The organism is Tessaracoccus yangjingae (assembly GCF_054483935.1).
The window spans coordinates 1,675,216-1,690,492 of record NZ_CM137014.1 but is presented as its reverse complement, the minus strand read 5'-3'; the positions used below and the strand labels follow the sequence as shown (position 1 = coordinate 1,690,492).

The following is a 15,277-nucleotide window of genomic DNA, read 5'->3' as shown; positions in this document are numbered from 1 at the left end:
TGGTTCGGGCGCCGGCGGCGGCGCCCATCCGCCGCATACTACGGCAGAGATAGAAGTGGATGAAAGTGTGTATGCACGTGAATCGGGGCAGGTGACCTTGGCCCCCTGCCCCGATTCCGTCAGCGACTATCGTGCGGTGGTGTCAGCCGCAGGTCACTTGGCGACCCACTGCGGAGCGTTCCACGACACCTGGTCCTGCGTGGCGGTGCCGCGCACGTTGCTCAGGGTGGAGTCGTAGGCGACGACCAGCGGGTGGGCGTACAGCGGGATGCCGAACAGCTGATCCCACAGTTCCTTCTCGATGATCTTGGTCTGCTCGAGGTGGACGCTCTCGTCGAGGGTGGCGACGAGCTCGGCCCAGGCGGCGTCGACGACGGCGCTGGAGAACTCGCCGTAGTTCTGCCCCTTGTTGGTGGCGTAGATGTTCTCACCGGAGGTGATCTGGCCGGAGCCGGCCCACGCGAACAGGGCCACCTCGTAGTCGCCGTTGACGAGCGCGTTGTCGAAGAAGTCCTCGGCGCTGGCGTCGATCACGTTGAACCCGGCGTCCTTGCAGGAGGCCTGGATCGCGGCGACGGTCTCGGCGCGACGCTGGTTGCCGGCGCGGTAGCCGATGCGGACGTCGACGGGCGTGGTGACGCCGGCCTCCGCCAGGGCGGCCTTGGCCGCGTCGATGTCGACCACGTCGAAGCGACCGTCGTAGGCGGCGCCGACGATCTCGTCATAGGTGTCCTGGAACGGGAACACCTCGCGGGCGTTCATCAGGACGGTGTCGGGCGAGATCGGGGCGATCAGCGTGTCGACGATCTGCTGCCTGGGCACGCAGTGGGCGAACGCGGTGCGCATCTGCAGGCCGGTGTCCGGGTTGCCGAAGACGTTGTTCTCGCGGAAGTTGAAGTCGAGGTGCTCCCACGTCAGCGACGAGCCGCTCTCGATGGTCACGGCGGAGCCGAGGGCCTCGAGCTGGCCGACGGTGTCGACCGTGGCCTGCGGCTGGATGACCTGGACGTCCTTGTTGCCAAGCGCCTGGACCTGCTGTGCGTCGTCGATGAACCGGAAGACGAGGTCACGCGTACCGGCCGGGGTGCCCCAGTAGGACTCGTTGGCGGTCAGGGTCAGCGAGTTGCCGGCCTGCCAGCTGCCCTCCTTGAGGACGTACGGGCCGGAGGAGGGGGTGATCGCCGCATCGGGCAGCTCACCAGGGTTGAAGATCCAGCCCTCGTTCCAGAACGTGGCGGCGGACTTCACGGTCTCGGCGTCGCGGTCGAGGACGGCCTGCGCCAGGGCGCCGGGCTCGAGTCCGCTCTGGGCCGCGATGACGTGCTCGGGCAGGGCCGAGGTCACGATGATGCGGTAGTCCGGGTTGGGGTTGGTGTAGGTGATGGAGAACTCCTTGGAGTCCACCTCACCCTCGGGGCCCTCGAGGACGTACTGCGCGAACGACGTCGACACGTGGTCGAAGACGGCGGACGCGTCCGGGTTCTCGCCGCTGGCGAAGCCGGGGGCGATGAACTCGGGGTTCTGGGCCGCCCACTCCATCAGGTAGTCGTTGATGGTGACCGGCGTGCCGTCGGACCAGGCCGCGTCCTCGTTGATCGTGTACTTGACGGTCAGCGGGTCCTCGGAGGTCACCTCGTAGGTGCCGAAGTCCGTGTTGTCGCAGATCGTGCCGTCGGTACCGAAGTACACGAAGCTCGAGAACATGTGGGCGGCGATCACCGAGTTGTACGTGGAGTACGTGGCGTTGGTGATGGTGTTGTAGCCGCTCCAGTCGCCGGGGCCGGCGGTGTAGCGGACCTCGCCGTCGGCGGTCTCGGTGATGCCGACGTCCTGCAGGCAGCCGGACGCGGCGTCGCCGCCCGCACCCTCGCTGCTGCTGGCGGACGCGGTGGCCGAGGCGGCACCGGACGCGGTGTCTTCAGGTTCGGTGGGTTCTGGGCTGGTGCAGGCGCCGAGCAGGAGTGCTCCGCTCAAGACCAGGCCGAGGGACACCTTGGTTCCCTGGAACTTCATTCCTTCTCCTAAGTCGTCGAACGACGGAAGAGGCCCGAACGGGCCGAGTGATTCCAGGAACCTACCGAAGGCACGTTCAAATCGGCTAGGGCCACACCGGCTTTGACACCCAATCGTTACCAAATTGTGTGATTGCGCACCGAAATCAGACGACGATCGTGCTCACCGGGAGCCCCGAGTGGGCGGAGATGCCCATCCCCGAGGGTCGCACCCCGGCCATGATCACCTCGCTGCCGACGGCCGCGATCATGGCGCCGTTGTCCGTGCAGAGCGCCGGCCTGGGCCTGCGCAGCTCGATTCCGGCCTCCGCGGCGCGCTCCTCCAGGAGCGTCCGCAGCCGCGAGTTGGCCGCGACACCCCCGCCGATGAGGATGGAGTTGACGCCGAGGTGCCGGGCCGCGTCGACGGTCTTGGCGGTCAGCACGTCGCAGACGGCCTCCTGGAAGCTCGCCGCGACATCGTTGACCGGCACCTCTCCCCCGTCGAGACGGCGCTGCTCCACCCACCGCGCGACGGCGGTCTTGAGCCCGGAGAACGAGAAGTCGAAGCGGTGCTGCTCCATGTCGTGGCGCGCGGTGAGGCCGCGCGGGAACCGGATGGCGGTGGGGTCGCCGTCCTGCGCCGCCTTGTCGATCACCGGGCCGCCCGGGTAGGGCAGGCCCAGGACGCGCGCCACCTTGTCGTAGGCCTCGCCGGCCGCGTCGTCGATCGTGGAGCCCACCTCAGTGATGCGGGTGGCGATGTCCTCGACGTGGAGCAGCTGGGTGTGCCCGCCGGAGACCAGCAGCGCCAGCGACGGCATCGGCAGGGGGCCGTGATCGAGCAGGTCCACCGCGACGTGGCCCACCAGGTGGTTCACGCCGTACAGAGGCTTGTTCAGGTAGGCCGCGAGCGCCTTGGCGGAGGCCAGCCCCACGACGAGGGCGCCCATCAGCCCGGGGCCGGCGGTCACCGCCACGGCGTCCAGGTCGGCGAGGTCGACGTCGGCCTTGGCGGCCGCCCTCTCCAGCGTGGGGATGAGGGCCGACAGGTGGGCGCGGCTGGCCACCTCGGGCACCACTCCGCCGAAGCGCACGTGCAGGTCCACCGAGCTGGCCACCTCGTTGGCGAGCAGGGTGCGGCCGCGGACGATCCCCACCCCCGTCTCGTCGCACGACGACTCCAGGCCGAGCACCAGGGGCTCACTCATCGTTGTCCTCCATGTCCCACATGCCGACGGAATCCGCGTCGACGCCCTCCAGCCGGCGTTCCAGGATCAGCGCATCGGCCCCGGGCCCGTAGTAGTCCGGGCGCGTGGCCACCGCCACGAACCCGTAGCCCTGATAGAGCTGGATGGCCGGGGCGTTGCCTGCGTCCACCTCCAACAACATCCGGCGGGCGCCGTGCCCGATGGCCCACTGCAGGCCGGCCATGAGCATCACCCGGGCGAAACCCAGCCGGCGCTGTTGGGGCGCCACCACGATCCGGTGCAGGTCCGCCACGTCGTCGACGAGTTGGAAGGCGGCCACCCCCACCGTCTCGCCGCCCTGGCGCCTGGCGATGAGGACGAGCCTGCCGTCCCCCGTCACCTCCTGGTGCCAGGAGTGCTCAGACCACGGGGTGTCGAAGTGCGCCTCGAGCGCGAGGATGTCGGGCAGGTCCTCCACCTCGGCCGTCTCGACGATCATCGCGCGGCCCGCAGCCGGGGCAGCGCCGACTTCGGCTTGCCCGGCACCGTCGCGTCGGCCGGGCGCAGGTAGAAGGGCTCCGCGCCGGCGGGCCGCAGCGCGCGCCAGCGGGCGGCGAGCAGCGCCGGATCGAGCGCGTCGGGGCCTCGCACATCGAGCAGGTCGCGGTAGGGCCCGGGGACCGCCCCTGCCACCGGCAGCGCCGGCACCTGCTGCGGCGCGGTCACCTGCGGGTCCGAGGTCCGAAGGCCGTCGGCGGCGTAGGTGGCCCAGTACAGCTCCTTGCGGCGGGCGTCCGCCGCGACCACGAACTCTGCAGGGGCGCCGGCCTCGGCCCATTGCCGGGCGACCACGTCGAGCGAGCAGACACCATGGGGCTCAAGGCCGGCGGCGTGTGCGAGGGTCCACGCGGTGGCGACGCCGACCCGCAGCCCGGTGAACGGGCCCGGACCCATCCCGACGACGATCTCGTCGAGGTCCCGCAGCGAGATGCCGGCCGTCGAACAGGCCTCCAGCACCGAGGGCATCAGGGCCTCGGCATGCGCTCGGGTGTCGTCGACCACGACCCGGGTGTGCGGCTCCCCGTCGAGGGCGAGGCCCACCGCGACGACGTGGCTGGTGTCGATGGCGAGGGTCCAGGTCATGGGTTCTCCCTGAGGACGTCGAGGGCGCCGGCCCAGCGGGGGCCGAATCCGGTGAGGTAGACGGTGCGCTCGTCGGACTGCACGCCGCGCACGATGTCGATCTCCAGGCGGTCGTCGGCCAGCCACTCGGCCAGGCCGTGGCCCCATTCGACGAGGGTGACCGACTCGGGCAGGGAAGCGTCGAGATCGATGTCGGCCAGCTCGGACGGATCGCCCAGGCGGTAGGCGTCGACGTGGACCAGCCCAGGGCCCTCGCCCCGGGGCGGGTGGACGCGGGAGATGACGAACGTGGGCGAGATGATGGGCCCCTCCACGTCGAGGCCCGCGCCGATGCCCTGCGTGAGCGTGGTCTTGCCGGCGCCGAGGTCGCCCGTGGCGACGATGACGTCGCCCTTGCGGAGGACGCCCGCGAGCCGACGGCCCAGGCGGGTCATGTCCTCGGCGGTGGGCACGTCCACCACCACGGGCAGGTCGCGGCCCATCCGGAAGCCGTGCGGCTCGGGCGCGATGACGTCGAACCCGTGGTCCCGCCACCAGTCCACCAGCTGCGGGAACTCCTCACGGGCGAACAGGGACGCGCGCCTCGCGCCCAGGTCCGCCGCCACGGTCAGGGCCCCCTCCACCAGCGACCGGGCGACGCCCTGGCCGCTGGCGGACGGCAGCACCGACACGCGGCGCAGCGTGGCCGTGCCGTCGACGATGTCGACCAGCAGGCCAGCGATGATGTGACCCTCGCGCTCCACCACCACGCCGAAGCCGTCGGTGAGGGCCCGCTCGATGTCTGCCACCTGGTCGGTCAGCGCCTCAGCCGGTGGATCCACCGCCGGACGCGCCGCGAACGCCTGGTGGATGACGTGCAGCAGGCCGGCGGCGTCTGCCGGATCCGCGATGCGGATGGTCAGGGCGGAGGTGTCCATAGGCGCGAAATCCTACGCCCTCACCAACGGTCCCTGCGGCCCCCGCGCTGCCCGCGGCCGCCGTCGTAGCGACGGCCGCGGCCGCCGCCCTCGGGACGGCGTCGCTGCTGCTGCTTGGGGGCGATGAGCGCCTGGTAGTCCGCCTCCGAGATCTCGACGCCGGAGGTGGGCCGGGCGCCGGTGGCCTCGCGCAGCTCGTCCGAGCCGGGGTAGACCTCGAGCGGGGAGGCCTTGACGCCCGCCTGGCCGAGGAGGCGCTGGGCCATCTTCTGCTGATGCGGAAGGACCACGGTGGCCACGACGCCCTCCTGCCCGGCGCGCGCGGTGCGGCCGGCGCGGTGGAGGTAGTCCTTGGAGTCACGCGGCGGGTCCACCTGCAGCACCAGGGTCACGTCGTCGACGTGGATGCCGCGGGCCGCCACGTCGGTGGCGACCAACACGGGGACTGTGCCCTCGCGGAACGCCGCGAGGATCCGCGCCCGGGCGCCCTGGGTGAGGCCGCCGTGCAGCGACCCCGCCATCACGCCCGCCTCGCGGAGCTGGCCCGCGATGCGGTCCGTGCCCATCTGGGTGCGCGCGAACAGCACGGTGCGGCCCTCGCGGTTGGCGATCTCGGCGGTGATCTGGTTCTTGTGGTGGGGGCGCACGATCAGCGGACGGTGCACCATCGTCGTGACCGACGCCTGGCCCGAGTCCACCTCATGGGTGACGGCGTCGTGCAGGTAGGTCCGCACGATGGAGTCGACGGCCTCGTCCAGGGTGGCGGAGAACAGCAGCCGCTGCCCGCCTTCGGGGGTGGCGTCCAGGAGGGTGCGGACGTCCTTGGTGAAGCCGAGATCCGCCATGTGGTCGGCCTCGTCGAGGACGGAGATCTGCACCTGGCTCAGGTCTGCGGCGCCCTGCTCCAGCAGGTCGATGAGCCGGCCGGGGGTTGCCACCACGACGTCGACGCCGCGCTCGAAGGCGCGGATCTGCGGGCCGTAGGCCATGCCGCCCGCGATGAGCGTGAGGTCCAGCTTCAGGGCCGCCGCGAGTGGGGCGAGCACATCCGCGATCTGCAGCGCCAACTCGCGGGTGGGGGTCAGGATCATGGCGCGCGGCGAGCCGACGGGGGTGCCCTCGGCGAGGCGGGTGAGCATCGCCAGGCCGAACGCCAGCGTCTTGCCGGAGCCGGTGCGGCCGCGGCCCAGCACGTCACGACCCGCGATGGCGTCGGCGATGGTGGCCGCCTGGATCGGGAACGGGGCGGTGATGCCCTGGCCCGCGAGCACGCGGACCATGGGCTCGGCGACGCCGAGCTCGAAGAAGCCCGAGGCGACCTCGCCCTCCACGCCCTCGGCGGTGGTGGCGGTCCAGCTCATCTGGTCCGCCTCGGGCGCGTCGAAGTTGTCCTCGCGCGGGGCGCGGGTGTCGCGGCGGTCGTGTCCCCGGCGGTCCTCGTGGCCGCGGGGCTCGTGGTTGCGGCGGACGTCGATGTGGGGCGGCATGGAGCTGCGACGGTGGCCGCCGGAGCGCTCGCCGCGCCGGTCGTCGCGGTCACCCCAGGCGGGGCGGTCGCCCTGCCGGCGGTCGTCGCGGGCGGGGCGGCTGTCGCGGTCGCCCCAGGCGGGGCGGTCGTCGCGGTACCGGTCGTTGCCGCGGGGGCGGTCGTCGCGGGTCCGGTCGCCGTAGCGGTCGTTGCCGCGGGGGCGGTCGTCGCGGGACCGGTCGCCGTAACGGTCGTTGCCGCGCGGGCGATCGTCGCGGGACCGGTCACCGTAACGGTCGTTGCTGCGAGGGCGATCGCCGTAGCGGTCGTTTCCGCGCGGGCGGTCGTCGCGGGCGGGACGGTCGTCGCGGTAGGAGCGCTCGTCGCGCGCCGGACGGTCGTCGCGGGCGGGTCGGTCGTCGCGGGCGGGACGCTCGTCGCGGCGCTCGGCGCCCTCCTGCTCGGGCTTGGGCACGTAGGGGCGGTCACCGAACTCGAGGGCGCGGCGCTGCTTGCGGTTGAGGGGGGCGCCGGCGGCGGGGGCGTCGTTCTTGCCTGCCCGGCGCTGGGCCTTGAGGCCCTTCGCGGTGCGCTGCTCGGCGGTCCAGCGTTGTTTCTGGCGTGGTGCATTCATGATGGAGGAATCCTCTGCGGGGGTATGGGCCCTGAAAGTCGGGCCGCTTGGGCCCACGGACGGGGCCCCTCGATTTGCCCGCTCATCTGTCACACGCTGGCGTTGATCGCCTTACCGGGCCCATTGAGTCTACGCTCTCCGCCCCGGATCACCGAATCGGCGGTGATCGACGCCCCCGAACCGTCATCCCGCGTTCACCGGGGGTTCTCCTCGACGAGGGGCCCCGGACACGTGCCTCCGTAGGATTGTGGTGTGCGGGTAGCCATCGTCGCGGAGTCCTTCCTCCCGAGCGTGAACGGGGTCACGAACTCCGTGCTGCGGGTCCTCGAACACCTGCGCGCCACTGGCCATGAGGCCATGGTCATCGCCCCTCACGCGGGCGAGGGCACGCCGTCGCAGTACCTGGGCTTCCCCGTCGAGACGGTGGCCAGCGTCGGCCTTCCCGGCTACGACGTGGTGCGCGTGGTGACCACGCCGTCCTTCACCATCGGCCGCATCCTCACCGGTTTCGCCCCTGACGTCGTCCACCTGGCGGCACCGTTCGTGGTGGGCTACAAGGCGGCCACCGTCGCGGCGAGGCTGGGCATCCCCATGGTGGGCGTCTACCAGACCGAGGTGCCCACCTACGCCGCCCGGTACGGGTTCCCGCAGTTCGAGCCGCTGCTGTGGCACCACGTGCGCCAGGTCCACTCGCTGGCCTCGCTCAACCTGGCGCCGTCCACGTTCGCGCGCGACCAGCTGATCGGGCAGGGCGTGCCGCGGGTCGGGGTGTGGGGCCGCGGCGTGGACTCGGAGCGGTTCAGCCCCGGCAGGCGCAGCGCCGCGTTCCGGTCCGTCCACGCGCCGAACGGTGAGCGGCTGATCGGCTACATGGGCAGGCTCGCCACCGAGAAGCGGGTGGAGGACCTGGCGGCCGTGGCTGACCTGCCACACACCCGCCTGGTGATCATCGGCGACGGGCCGCTGCGCGGGCAGCTCCAGGCCGCGCTGCCCCGGGCCGTGTTCCTCGGCGAACTGACCGGCGATGCCCTCCCCACCGCGCTGGCCAGCCTGGACCTCTTCGTGCACCCTGGAGAGCTGGAGACCTTCTGCCAGTCCATCCAGGAGGCCAAGGCCTCGGGGCTGCCGGTGATCGCGCCCCGTCGCGGCGGTCCCATCGACCTCATCGACCAGTCGCGCACCGGATGGCTCTACCGCCCGGGGGACCTGGCCGGGATGCGGGGTCACGTGGTGGACCTCATCGGCGACGACGCCAAGCGCGCCGCGTTCGGCCGGGCGGCCCGTCTCTCCACCCTCGACCGGAGCTGGGAGCGGGTCTGCACCGAGCTGGTGGGCCATTACCGCAAGGCCATCGCCAAGTCGGTGCGCAGCCACCAGCTCATCTGAGGACGCTCACCACACCTCGCGCGCGGCGGCCACCTCCACCAGCGCGTCCCTCAGGGCCGTGGGGATGTCTATGCCTGCCAGCTCCTGCACCAGCCCCAGCCCGCCCAGGCCCGTCACCGCCCGCCAGGCGGCCTCCTTGACCGAGAACCCGATCTCCGCCGCGTCGATGAGGGCGAAGGCCTCACCCTGCAGGTCGCGGGGCGTGGTCCGGGCGCCCACGAGACGCACCACGATCTCCGCGCCCAGGTCCACCTCCCCCAGCGCCACGCGGAGCGCCGGTGCGAGCAGCTCGTCGGTCATCGGCACCGGGGCCCCGAGGTGCCGCTGCCGGCCGGCCACCCACGCCTCCACGCCGTCGGCCCAGGCGACACCGACGAGGTCCAGGTTGACGGCCCTGAGGTCGACGACGCCGCGCTCCGGCCGCAGCGTGACGGTCAGCGTGGCGGTGTCGTCCGGATGCACGTCCAACAACTGCTCGATGCGCACCGCCCGCCGCTGCTGCGGCCCGGGGTCGGCGCTGCCGTCGTCCTCGACGAGGTGCGACACCGCGGACCCCGGGAGCACCCGCAGTTCCAGCGACGCCGGCGCAGCCGAGACGTCCGCCATCACATCGGACGCCAGAGGGACCACCGCCCCGGCGCGGGCCAGCACCGGATAGCCGCCGAGACCCCGGTGCAGTGTCACGGCCCGTCCGCCGTCGTGGCGGTGGCCGGTGAACATGTCGATCCAGGAGCCCTCGGGGAGCCAGGCGCGGACCGACGAGAGGTGCGCGGCGGAGTCCTCGGCCGTGGTGATCGGGGCCACCAGCAGGTGCTCGCCGAGCATCGCCTGGTTCGGGACGTGATAGGCGGCGACCTCGGCGGGATGGTCGTGGTACATCGGCCTCACCAGGGCCACCTGGTCGGTGTGCGCGGCCCACGCGGCCGTGTACAGGTAGGGCACGAGCCGGTGCCGGAGCCTCAGGAAGGCCGCCATGATCCGCTCGGCCGCCGGGCCGTAGCCCCAGGGCTCCTTGGACGCGAAGGGGCTCGACGACGAGTGCAGCCGGTTCACCGGGGAGAAGACACCCAGCTGGAACCAGCGCACGGCCATCTCGACGTCGCGGCTGCCCAACATGTGCCCGCCGATGTCGTGGCTCCACCAGGGGTAGCCGATGTTGGCGGCCGTCGCGGTGAAGTACGGCTGGAAGTCCAGCGACTCCCACGTGGTGATGGTGTCGCCCGAGAAGCCCACCGGGTAGCGGTGGCTGCCGGGGCCGGAGTAGCGGGAGAAGGTCAGCGGACGCCGGCCGGCACGCGCCGAGTCGTGGTAGTGGATGTGGTTGAGCATCCACAGCGGGTCGAGGCCCGCCACGGCCGTGGCCCCGCCCGACTGCCAGTCGATCCACCAGAAGTCCACCCCCTGGTCCTCGAGCGGGTGGTGCAGATGGGTGAGGTAGGCGTCCACGAACTCCCGCGACGTGACGTCGAACTCGACGGCGGCGCCGGAGTCCGGGTCGATCCCCATGGCTCGCGCGACGGCCGGGTAGGCCTCCTCGTGCCTGCGGACCCCGTCGGCCGGGTGCACGTTGAGTGTGACCGCGAGCCCACGGTCGTGCAGGGCGGCCAGGAAGGCGGACGGGTCCGGGAAGAGGTCGCGGTTCCACGTGTAGCCGGTCCATCCGGTGCCGAGTTCCGGGTCGACGTCCGTGACGTGCCAGTCCATGTCGATCACGGCCACCGACAGCGGGATCCGCTCGGCGCGGAAGCGGTCCATGACCCCCAGGTACTCGTCGGCCCGGTAGGGCCAGTAGCGGCTCCACCAGTTGCCCAGGACGAAGCGCGGCACCAGCGGGACGGGACCGGTGAGCCGGTGGTAGTCGGCCAGGGCGGCCCGGTAGTCCAGGCCGTGCGCGAAGAGGTAGAGGTCGCGGCCGCCGGGGCGCCGAGGGGCCACCCACCCGTCGTCGGAGAGCAGCACCGTCGAGGAGTCGTCGAGCACGGCGAAGCCGTAGGTGGCGAGGATCCCGGGGTCCAGCGGGCAGGCGCCGTCCACCTCGTCGAGCGTGCGTGCGGTGCCCAGCAGGTTGCCGCGGCCGGGGAGGCTCTGGGGATAGGTCTCGCCGAAGCGCCAGGTGGCGTAGTGGGGGTCCGACGCCCCGCGGGTCAGGGTGACGCTGAGCCCCGAGGCGCTGAACGGGCCCCGGTCGTAGCGGAGCCGGAGGTGGTCCGTGCGCACCTCCAGCGAGCCGCCCACGTCGTCGACGGTGAAGCCGGGCACGTCGAAGGAGCGGTCGGCCACGGTCTGCGTCCGCTGGTCGACGACGACTCCCTCAGGGTGCCACTCGAGCCGCAACAGCCGGCTGCTGAGGACCGTGATCCGGTACGTCGCGCCGGCGACGACCGCATCAGGGTGCGCCGGTGCTGGCCGGCCGTCCGACATGGCGAACATGGGTGCGTCCTCTCCGCGGCGCACCCGACGGGTCAGCCGTCGGTGCTCGGCGCGTGGGTGTGGTAGGTGTCCTGCTCCTCGGTGAACTCCTTCACCGGGGCGACCAGTTCGATGGACTGTCCGTCGTCGAACTCTAGCGTGCAGGCGATCTCCTCGGCGCCGGCGGCCAACTCCCTTGTCAGCCCCATGAGCATGACGTGGGGCCCGCCGGGCGCGAGGTGGGCGTGCTCGCCGGCGGGCACCGGAAGGCCGCCCTCCGCCTCCTGCATCACCATCTGGCCGTCGGCCTCCACCATCTCGTGCAGCTCGACCTTCCCCGCAACGTCGCCGCAGTCCGCGGCCACCAGCATCCGGTCCTCCTCCGACGGGTTGGTGAGGTTGACGAAGAGGGCGGTCATCTCCGGCATCTCGGTGCCGACGGTGGCGCGGACCCACGGGTCGGCGGCGATGACTCCGGGTGTGGCGCTCTGCGCGGGCGAGCAGGCGGCCAGGGCGGCGACGGCGATGACGGGGGCGGCTAGCTTCGACTTCACCCTTGCAGCATAGCCGAATCGAGATACCCCTGGGGGTACCCTCCGGGGGTCTCCGTCATGGGTAGAATCCCAGCATGTCCAGCCCCCAGGTGAGCCGCCGCGGCGTCTTCGGCTACGCCGGCGCCGCGACCCTCGGCGGGGCGGCGGGCGTGATCGCGGGCCGCGCCTGGGGCGGGGCGGGACCGCAGCCCACCACCGCGGCGGTGTCGGGGCAGACCTATCCGGCCCACGGGGACGTGCAGGCCGGCATCCTCACCCCCAAGCCGGCGGTCGGCGAGCTCGTCGCCTTCGACCTGCTGCCCGGCACGGACCGCGCGGCCCTGGCGCGGCTCATGCGCGTGTGGAGCTCGGACATCGCGGCGCTCATGGCCGGCAGGCCGGCCGCGGGCGACTCCGCGCCGGACCTGGCCCAGGCCGGGGTCTCGCTCACCATCCTGGTGGGCCTCGGGCCCCGGGTCTTCGACCTCGACGGCCTGGCGGCGAGGCGCCCGGCCGGGTTCCAGGAGATCCCGCCCATGGACCACGACAAGCTGGCCACCCGCTGGTCAGGGGGCGACCTCCTCGCCTGGGTCTCCGCGGACGACGCCACCACCGTCGCGCACGCCCTGCGTCGCCTCACCACCGACGCGGCGCCCTTCGCCTCGCGGCGCTGGGCGCAGCCGGGCTCCTGGCGTCCGGTCGACGCCTCCGGAGCCGCCGTGACGGGGCGGAACCTCTTCGGACAGGTGGACGGCACCGGAAACCCCACGGCCGAGGCCGTGGAGGCCGCCGTCTTCTCAGCCGACGGATGGCTCGCCGGGGGCACCCAGCTCGTGGTCAGGCGCATCGAGATGAACCTCGACACGTGGGACGAGGCCACCCGGGACCGCCAGGAGAAGTCGGTGGGCCGTCGCCTCGACACGGGCGCCCCCCTGACCGGCGAGGCCGAGCACGACCCCCCGGACTTCGAGGCCGTCGCCGACGGCGCCCCGGTCATCGCGCAGGACGCCCACGTCCGCGTGTCCCACCCGGCGCAGAACTCCGGCCGCACCATGCTGCGCCGCGGGCTCAACTACACCCACGACGAGTGGATCGACGGCCAACCCCGCCCCACCTCGGGGCTGATCTTCACGGCCTTCCAGGCCAACATCGCCGAGCAGTTCATCCCCGTGCAGCGCAGGCTTGACCAGGGCGACGCCCTCAACGAGTGGACCACCGCGATCGGGTCGGCCGTCTTCGTCGTGCCGCCCGGCTTCGGCCCGGATTCCTACCTGGCGAAGGGGCTCCTCGAGTGACCGGCATCCTGGTGCGCGCCGCCGCGCCCTCGGAGCTCCCGGCGGCGGCCTCGGCGCTCGCCGACGCCTTCGCCGACGACCCGTCCTTCGCCTTCATCCCGGCCGGCGAGCGCGCCATGCGGGTGCGGGCGTACATGGGCGAGGCCGTCACCCACGGCTGGCTGGTCGAGGTGGCCCTGGACGGAGACCGCGTGCTCGGCGCCGGCCTGTGGGAGCCGCCAGGCCGCCCCACGCCGTCGGTTGCGGAGACTGCGCGGCATGCCCTTGGGATGATCCGTGCGCTGGGCCCCCACTGGCCCGCCGCAGCGCGGATCGACCGGGCGCTCGCGCGCCACCGGCCCCCGGTCCCCCACTGGTTCCTCGGCTACCTCGGCGTGTCCGCGGCGGCGCAGGGCAGGGGCGTGGGGCGGGCGCTCCTCGAGCACCGGCTGGCCGCCATCGACGCACCGGTGTACCTCGAGGCCGCGACCGACCGGGCCGCCGCGCTCTACCGGCGCCTCGGCTTCGTCGACCTGGGCCGCTTCTCCGGCAGGCACATGCCCGCCGTGGGGATGTGGCGGCCCGCGCCCTAGGAGACCAGAAGGTCCGCCACGAGGTCCGGCAGCCGCGCCGCCAGCTCGTCCGGGGTGCGCGGGCCCGGCCATCGGGCCGCGGCCATCGCCTGGATGCTCGCCCCGACGACGCCAGAGCGCCACGCGGGCAGCCCCGCGGCCAGGAGCGCACCGCAGATGCCCGCGAGCACGTCGCCCGAGCCTGCCTGCGCCGTCCACGACGGCCCGGGGACGGCGATCGTCACGCGCCCCGACGGCTCGGCCACGTACTGCGTGGCACCCTTGAGCAGCACGGCGGCACCCGTCTGCCGCGACACCTCCCGCACGCACACCAGCGGCTCCGCCTCCACGTGCGACCTGGTGCACCCGAGGATCCGCGCCAGCTCGCCGGCATGCGGGGTGAGCAGCCAGTTCTCCAGCCGGCCCGCGGGAAGCGAGTAGAGCGCGTCGGCGTCCACGACGGTGGGCACGGCGTGCAGGCCCGCGTTCGCCACGCGGCCCTCCGTGCCCTCGCCGTCGCCCCACCCCGAGCCCACGACCATGGCCTGGGCCCGGCCCTCGCCGATCACGACGCTGGGGAACCGCGAGAGGATCAGTCCGGACGCGACGCGCCCGGTGTAGCGCACCATGCCGGCGCCGGCGTGCAGGGCGCCCGACACCCCGAGGATCGCCGCCCCCTGGTACTGCTCCGAGCCGGTGTCGATCATCACCACGCCGCGCGCATACTTGTCGGAGGCTGCGGTGGGCGCAGGCCACCAGCGCGCGATGTCCGCCTCCTCGGCCTGTCTCAGCTGGCCGGTGGGCGCCTCCACGCCGATGTCGACGACGTGGACCCTCCCGCAGCGCGACGCCGCCGGCTCCATCACATGGCACGGCTTCACGGTGGCGAACGTCACTGTGTGGGCGGCCCTGAAGCTGGGGTGGAGGGCGCCGGAGTCCGCGTCGAGGCCGCTGGGGAGATCCACCGACAGCACCGGCACCGCCAGGTCCTCGCAGGCCGCGGCGAGCGTGGCCACGGACTCCGGCAGGCCCGGCCTCGAGCCCAGGCCTGTGACGGCGTCGATCACGAGGACGCTCTCGGCGAGGGCGTCCACGGCCTCGACCGCCCCGACCTGGCGGCAGCCGGCGGCCAGCGCGGCCTCGAGGCCGCCCTCGTGCGCGGCGCCCAGCGCCACCCACACCGCGACCTGGCGGTATCCGGCCAGGAGCGCGGCGGCGTGGAGGCCGTCGCCGCCGTTGTTGCCCGGCCCCGCGACCACCAGCACGGGGCCCTCCTCCGCGACGGCACCGGCCACGCGCGCCACCTCCGCGGCCGCGCGGCCCATCAGGTCGACGCCGGGCTCAGCGTCGAAGACCAGCCGCTCGGCCCCGCGCATCTCGGCCGCGGTGATGACGGTCCTCATGCCTCGCACACCACCATCGCGGTGGCGAAGCCGCCGTCGTGGCTGATCGACAGGTGGATGTGGCGGATCCCGAGGGCCTCCACGCGGGCCGCCACCGAGCCGGTGTTGCGGAACGCCGGGTCACCGTCGTCGTTCTTCACCACCTCGCAGTCCAGCCACCGCATCCCGCCGGGCGACCCGAGGGCCTTCGCGAACGCCTCCTTGGCGGCGAAGCGGGCCGCCTGGGACTCGATGGAGAGCCGCCGCTCCCCCTCGGTGAGCAGCCGCTCGTCGAGGCCGGGGCGGCGCGCCAGCATCTCCCGGAACCGCTCGATGACGCAGAGGTCCGTGCCGATGCCCACGATCATGGCGCCACTC

At 72.8% G+C, this 15,277-nt stretch carries 13 protein-coding genes; 3 read left to right on the top strand and 10 right to left on the bottom strand.

Going from position 1 to position 15,277, the window contains the following annotated elements; all coding sequences use genetic code 11:
• Nucleotides 1–153 precede the first annotated feature (153 nt).
• The 6 genes from ACX1D3_RS07305 to ACX1D3_RS07280 form a co-directional block, all read right to left on the bottom strand.
• A complete protein-coding gene (locus ACX1D3_RS07305; RefSeq protein WP_458996320.1) occupies nt 154–2,013 on the bottom strand; it encodes an ABC transporter substrate-binding protein in 1,860 nt (619 codons plus the stop codon).
• A 145-nt stretch (nt 2,014–2,158) separates the two neighbouring features.
• A complete protein-coding gene (gene tsaD / locus ACX1D3_RS07300) occupies nt 2,159–3,202 on the bottom strand; it encodes a tRNA (adenosine(37)-N6)-threonylcarbamoyltransferase complex transferase subunit TsaD (RefSeq protein WP_458996319.1) in 1,044 nt (347 codons plus the stop codon).
• Entirely contained in the window at nt 3,195–3,680 is a 486-nt protein-coding gene (locus ACX1D3_RS07295; protein ID WP_458996318.1) for a GNAT family N-acetyltransferase, read from the bottom strand. Before ACX1D3_RS07295 ends, tsaD begins: the two co-directional genes overlap by 8 nt.
• A complete protein-coding gene (gene tsaB, locus ACX1D3_RS07290) occupies nt 3,677–4,324 on the bottom strand; it encodes a tRNA (adenosine(37)-N6)-threonylcarbamoyltransferase complex dimerization subunit type 1 TsaB (protein ID WP_458996317.1) in 648 nt (215 codons plus the stop codon). The genes ACX1D3_RS07295 and tsaB overlap by 4 nt, the downstream gene beginning before the upstream one ends.
• Nucleotides 4,321–5,241 carry a tRNA (adenosine(37)-N6)-threonylcarbamoyltransferase complex ATPase subunit type 1 TsaE gene (gene tsaE, locus ACX1D3_RS07285; RefSeq protein WP_458996316.1) on the bottom strand — a complete coding sequence of 307 codons (921 nt, stop codon included), beginning with the start codon at nt 5,239–5,241 and terminating at the stop codon, nt 4,321–4,323. Before tsaE ends, tsaB begins: the two co-directional genes overlap by 4 nt.
• 20 nt (nt 5,242–5,261) lie before the next feature.
• Entirely contained in the window at nt 5,262–7,343 is a 2,082-nt protein-coding gene (locus ACX1D3_RS07280; RefSeq protein ID WP_458996315.1) for a DEAD/DEAH box helicase, read from the bottom strand.
• Nucleotides 7,344–7,595: 252 nt separating this feature from the next.
• Here ACX1D3_RS07280 and ACX1D3_RS07275 point away from each other — a divergent pair, with 252 nt between their 5' ends.
• Nucleotides 7,596–8,729: a glycosyltransferase family 4 protein gene (locus ACX1D3_RS07275; RefSeq protein ID WP_458996314.1), complete on the top strand. Its 1,134-nt coding sequence runs from the start codon at nt 7,596–7,598 to the stop codon at nt 8,727–8,729.
• 6 nt (nt 8,730–8,735) lie between these two features.
• Here ACX1D3_RS07275 and ACX1D3_RS07270 read toward each other — a convergent pair whose 3' ends face one another.
• Both ACX1D3_RS07270 and ACX1D3_RS07265 read right to left on the bottom strand, forming a co-directional pair.
• Complete coding sequence (locus tag ACX1D3_RS07270) at nt 8,736–11,159, bottom strand: glycoside hydrolase family 31 protein (RefSeq protein ID WP_458996313.1); 2,424 nt, start codon at nt 11,157–11,159, stop codon at nt 8,736–8,738.
• Between the two features lie 32 nt (nt 11,160–11,191).
• Nucleotides 11,192–11,692 carry a copper chaperone PCu(A)C gene (locus ACX1D3_RS07265; protein WP_458996312.1) on the bottom strand — a complete coding sequence of 167 codons (501 nt, stop codon included), beginning with the start codon at nt 11,690–11,692 and terminating at the stop codon, nt 11,192–11,194.
• A 74-nt stretch (nt 11,693–11,766) separates the two neighbouring features.
• Between ACX1D3_RS07265 and ACX1D3_RS07260 the strand changes: the two genes are divergently transcribed.
• A complete protein-coding gene (locus ACX1D3_RS07260; RefSeq protein WP_458996311.1) occupies nt 11,767–12,966 on the top strand; it encodes a Dyp-type peroxidase in 1,200 nt (399 codons plus the stop codon).
• A complete protein-coding gene (locus tag ACX1D3_RS07255; protein WP_458996310.1) occupies nt 12,963–13,538 on the top strand; it encodes a GNAT family N-acetyltransferase in 576 nt (191 codons plus the stop codon). The genes ACX1D3_RS07260 and ACX1D3_RS07255 overlap by 4 nt, the downstream gene beginning before the upstream one ends.
• Here ACX1D3_RS07255 and ACX1D3_RS07250 read toward each other — a convergent pair.
• Complete coding sequence (locus ACX1D3_RS07250; protein WP_458996309.1) at nt 13,535–14,920, bottom strand: NAD(P)H-hydrate epimerase; 1,386 nt, start codon at nt 14,918–14,920, stop codon at nt 13,535–13,537. The genes ACX1D3_RS07255 and ACX1D3_RS07250 overlap by 4 nt on opposite strands.
• Nucleotides 14,917–15,267, bottom strand: coding sequence for a holo-ACP synthase (locus tag ACX1D3_RS07245; RefSeq protein WP_458996308.1), 351 nt, complete (start codon nt 15,265–15,267; stop codon nt 14,917–14,919). Before ACX1D3_RS07245 ends, ACX1D3_RS07250 begins: the two co-directional genes overlap by 4 nt.
• Between the last annotated feature and the right edge of the window lie 10 nt (nt 15,268–15,277).

What these genes read in the sequence shown, in the direction of transcription:
- tsaE (WP_458996316.1), bottom strand. Translation starts at nt 5,241, where the DNA reads ATGGACACCTCCGCCCTGACCATCCGCATCGCGGATCCGGCAGACGCC.
- ACX1D3_RS07260 (WP_458996311.1), top strand. Translation starts at nt 11,767, where the DNA reads ATGTCCAGCCCCCAGGTGAGCCGCCGCGGCGTCTTCGGCTACGCCGGC.
- tsaD (WP_458996319.1), bottom strand. Translation starts at nt 3,202, where the DNA reads ATGAGTGAGCCCCTGGTGCTCGGCCTGGAGTCGTCGTGCGACGAGACG.
- ACX1D3_RS07295 (WP_458996318.1), bottom strand. Translation starts at nt 3,680, where the DNA reads ATGATCGTCGAGACGGCCGAGGTGGAGGACCTGCCCGACATCCTCGCG.
- ACX1D3_RS07270 (WP_458996313.1), bottom strand. Translation starts at nt 11,159, where the DNA reads ATGTTCGCCATGTCGGACGGCCGGCCAGCACCGGCGCACCCTGATGCG.
- ACX1D3_RS07250 (WP_458996309.1), bottom strand. Translation starts at nt 14,920, where the DNA reads ATGAGGACCGTCATCACCGCGGCCGAGATGCGCGGGGCCGAGCGGCTG.
- ACX1D3_RS07245 (WP_458996308.1), bottom strand. Translation starts at nt 15,267, where the DNA reads ATGATCGTGGGCATCGGCACGGACCTCTGCGTCATCGAGCGGTTCCGG.
- tsaB (WP_458996317.1), bottom strand. Translation starts at nt 4,324, where the DNA reads ATGACCTGGACCCTCGCCATCGACACCAGCCACGTCGTCGCGGTGGGC.
- ACX1D3_RS07305 (WP_458996320.1), bottom strand. Translation starts at nt 2,013, where the DNA reads ATGAAGTTCCAGGGAACCAAGGTGTCCCTCGGCCTGGTCTTGAGCGGA.
- ACX1D3_RS07280 (WP_458996315.1), bottom strand. Translation starts at nt 7,343, where the DNA reads ATGAATGCACCACGCCAGAAACAACGCTGGACCGCCGAGCAGCGCACC.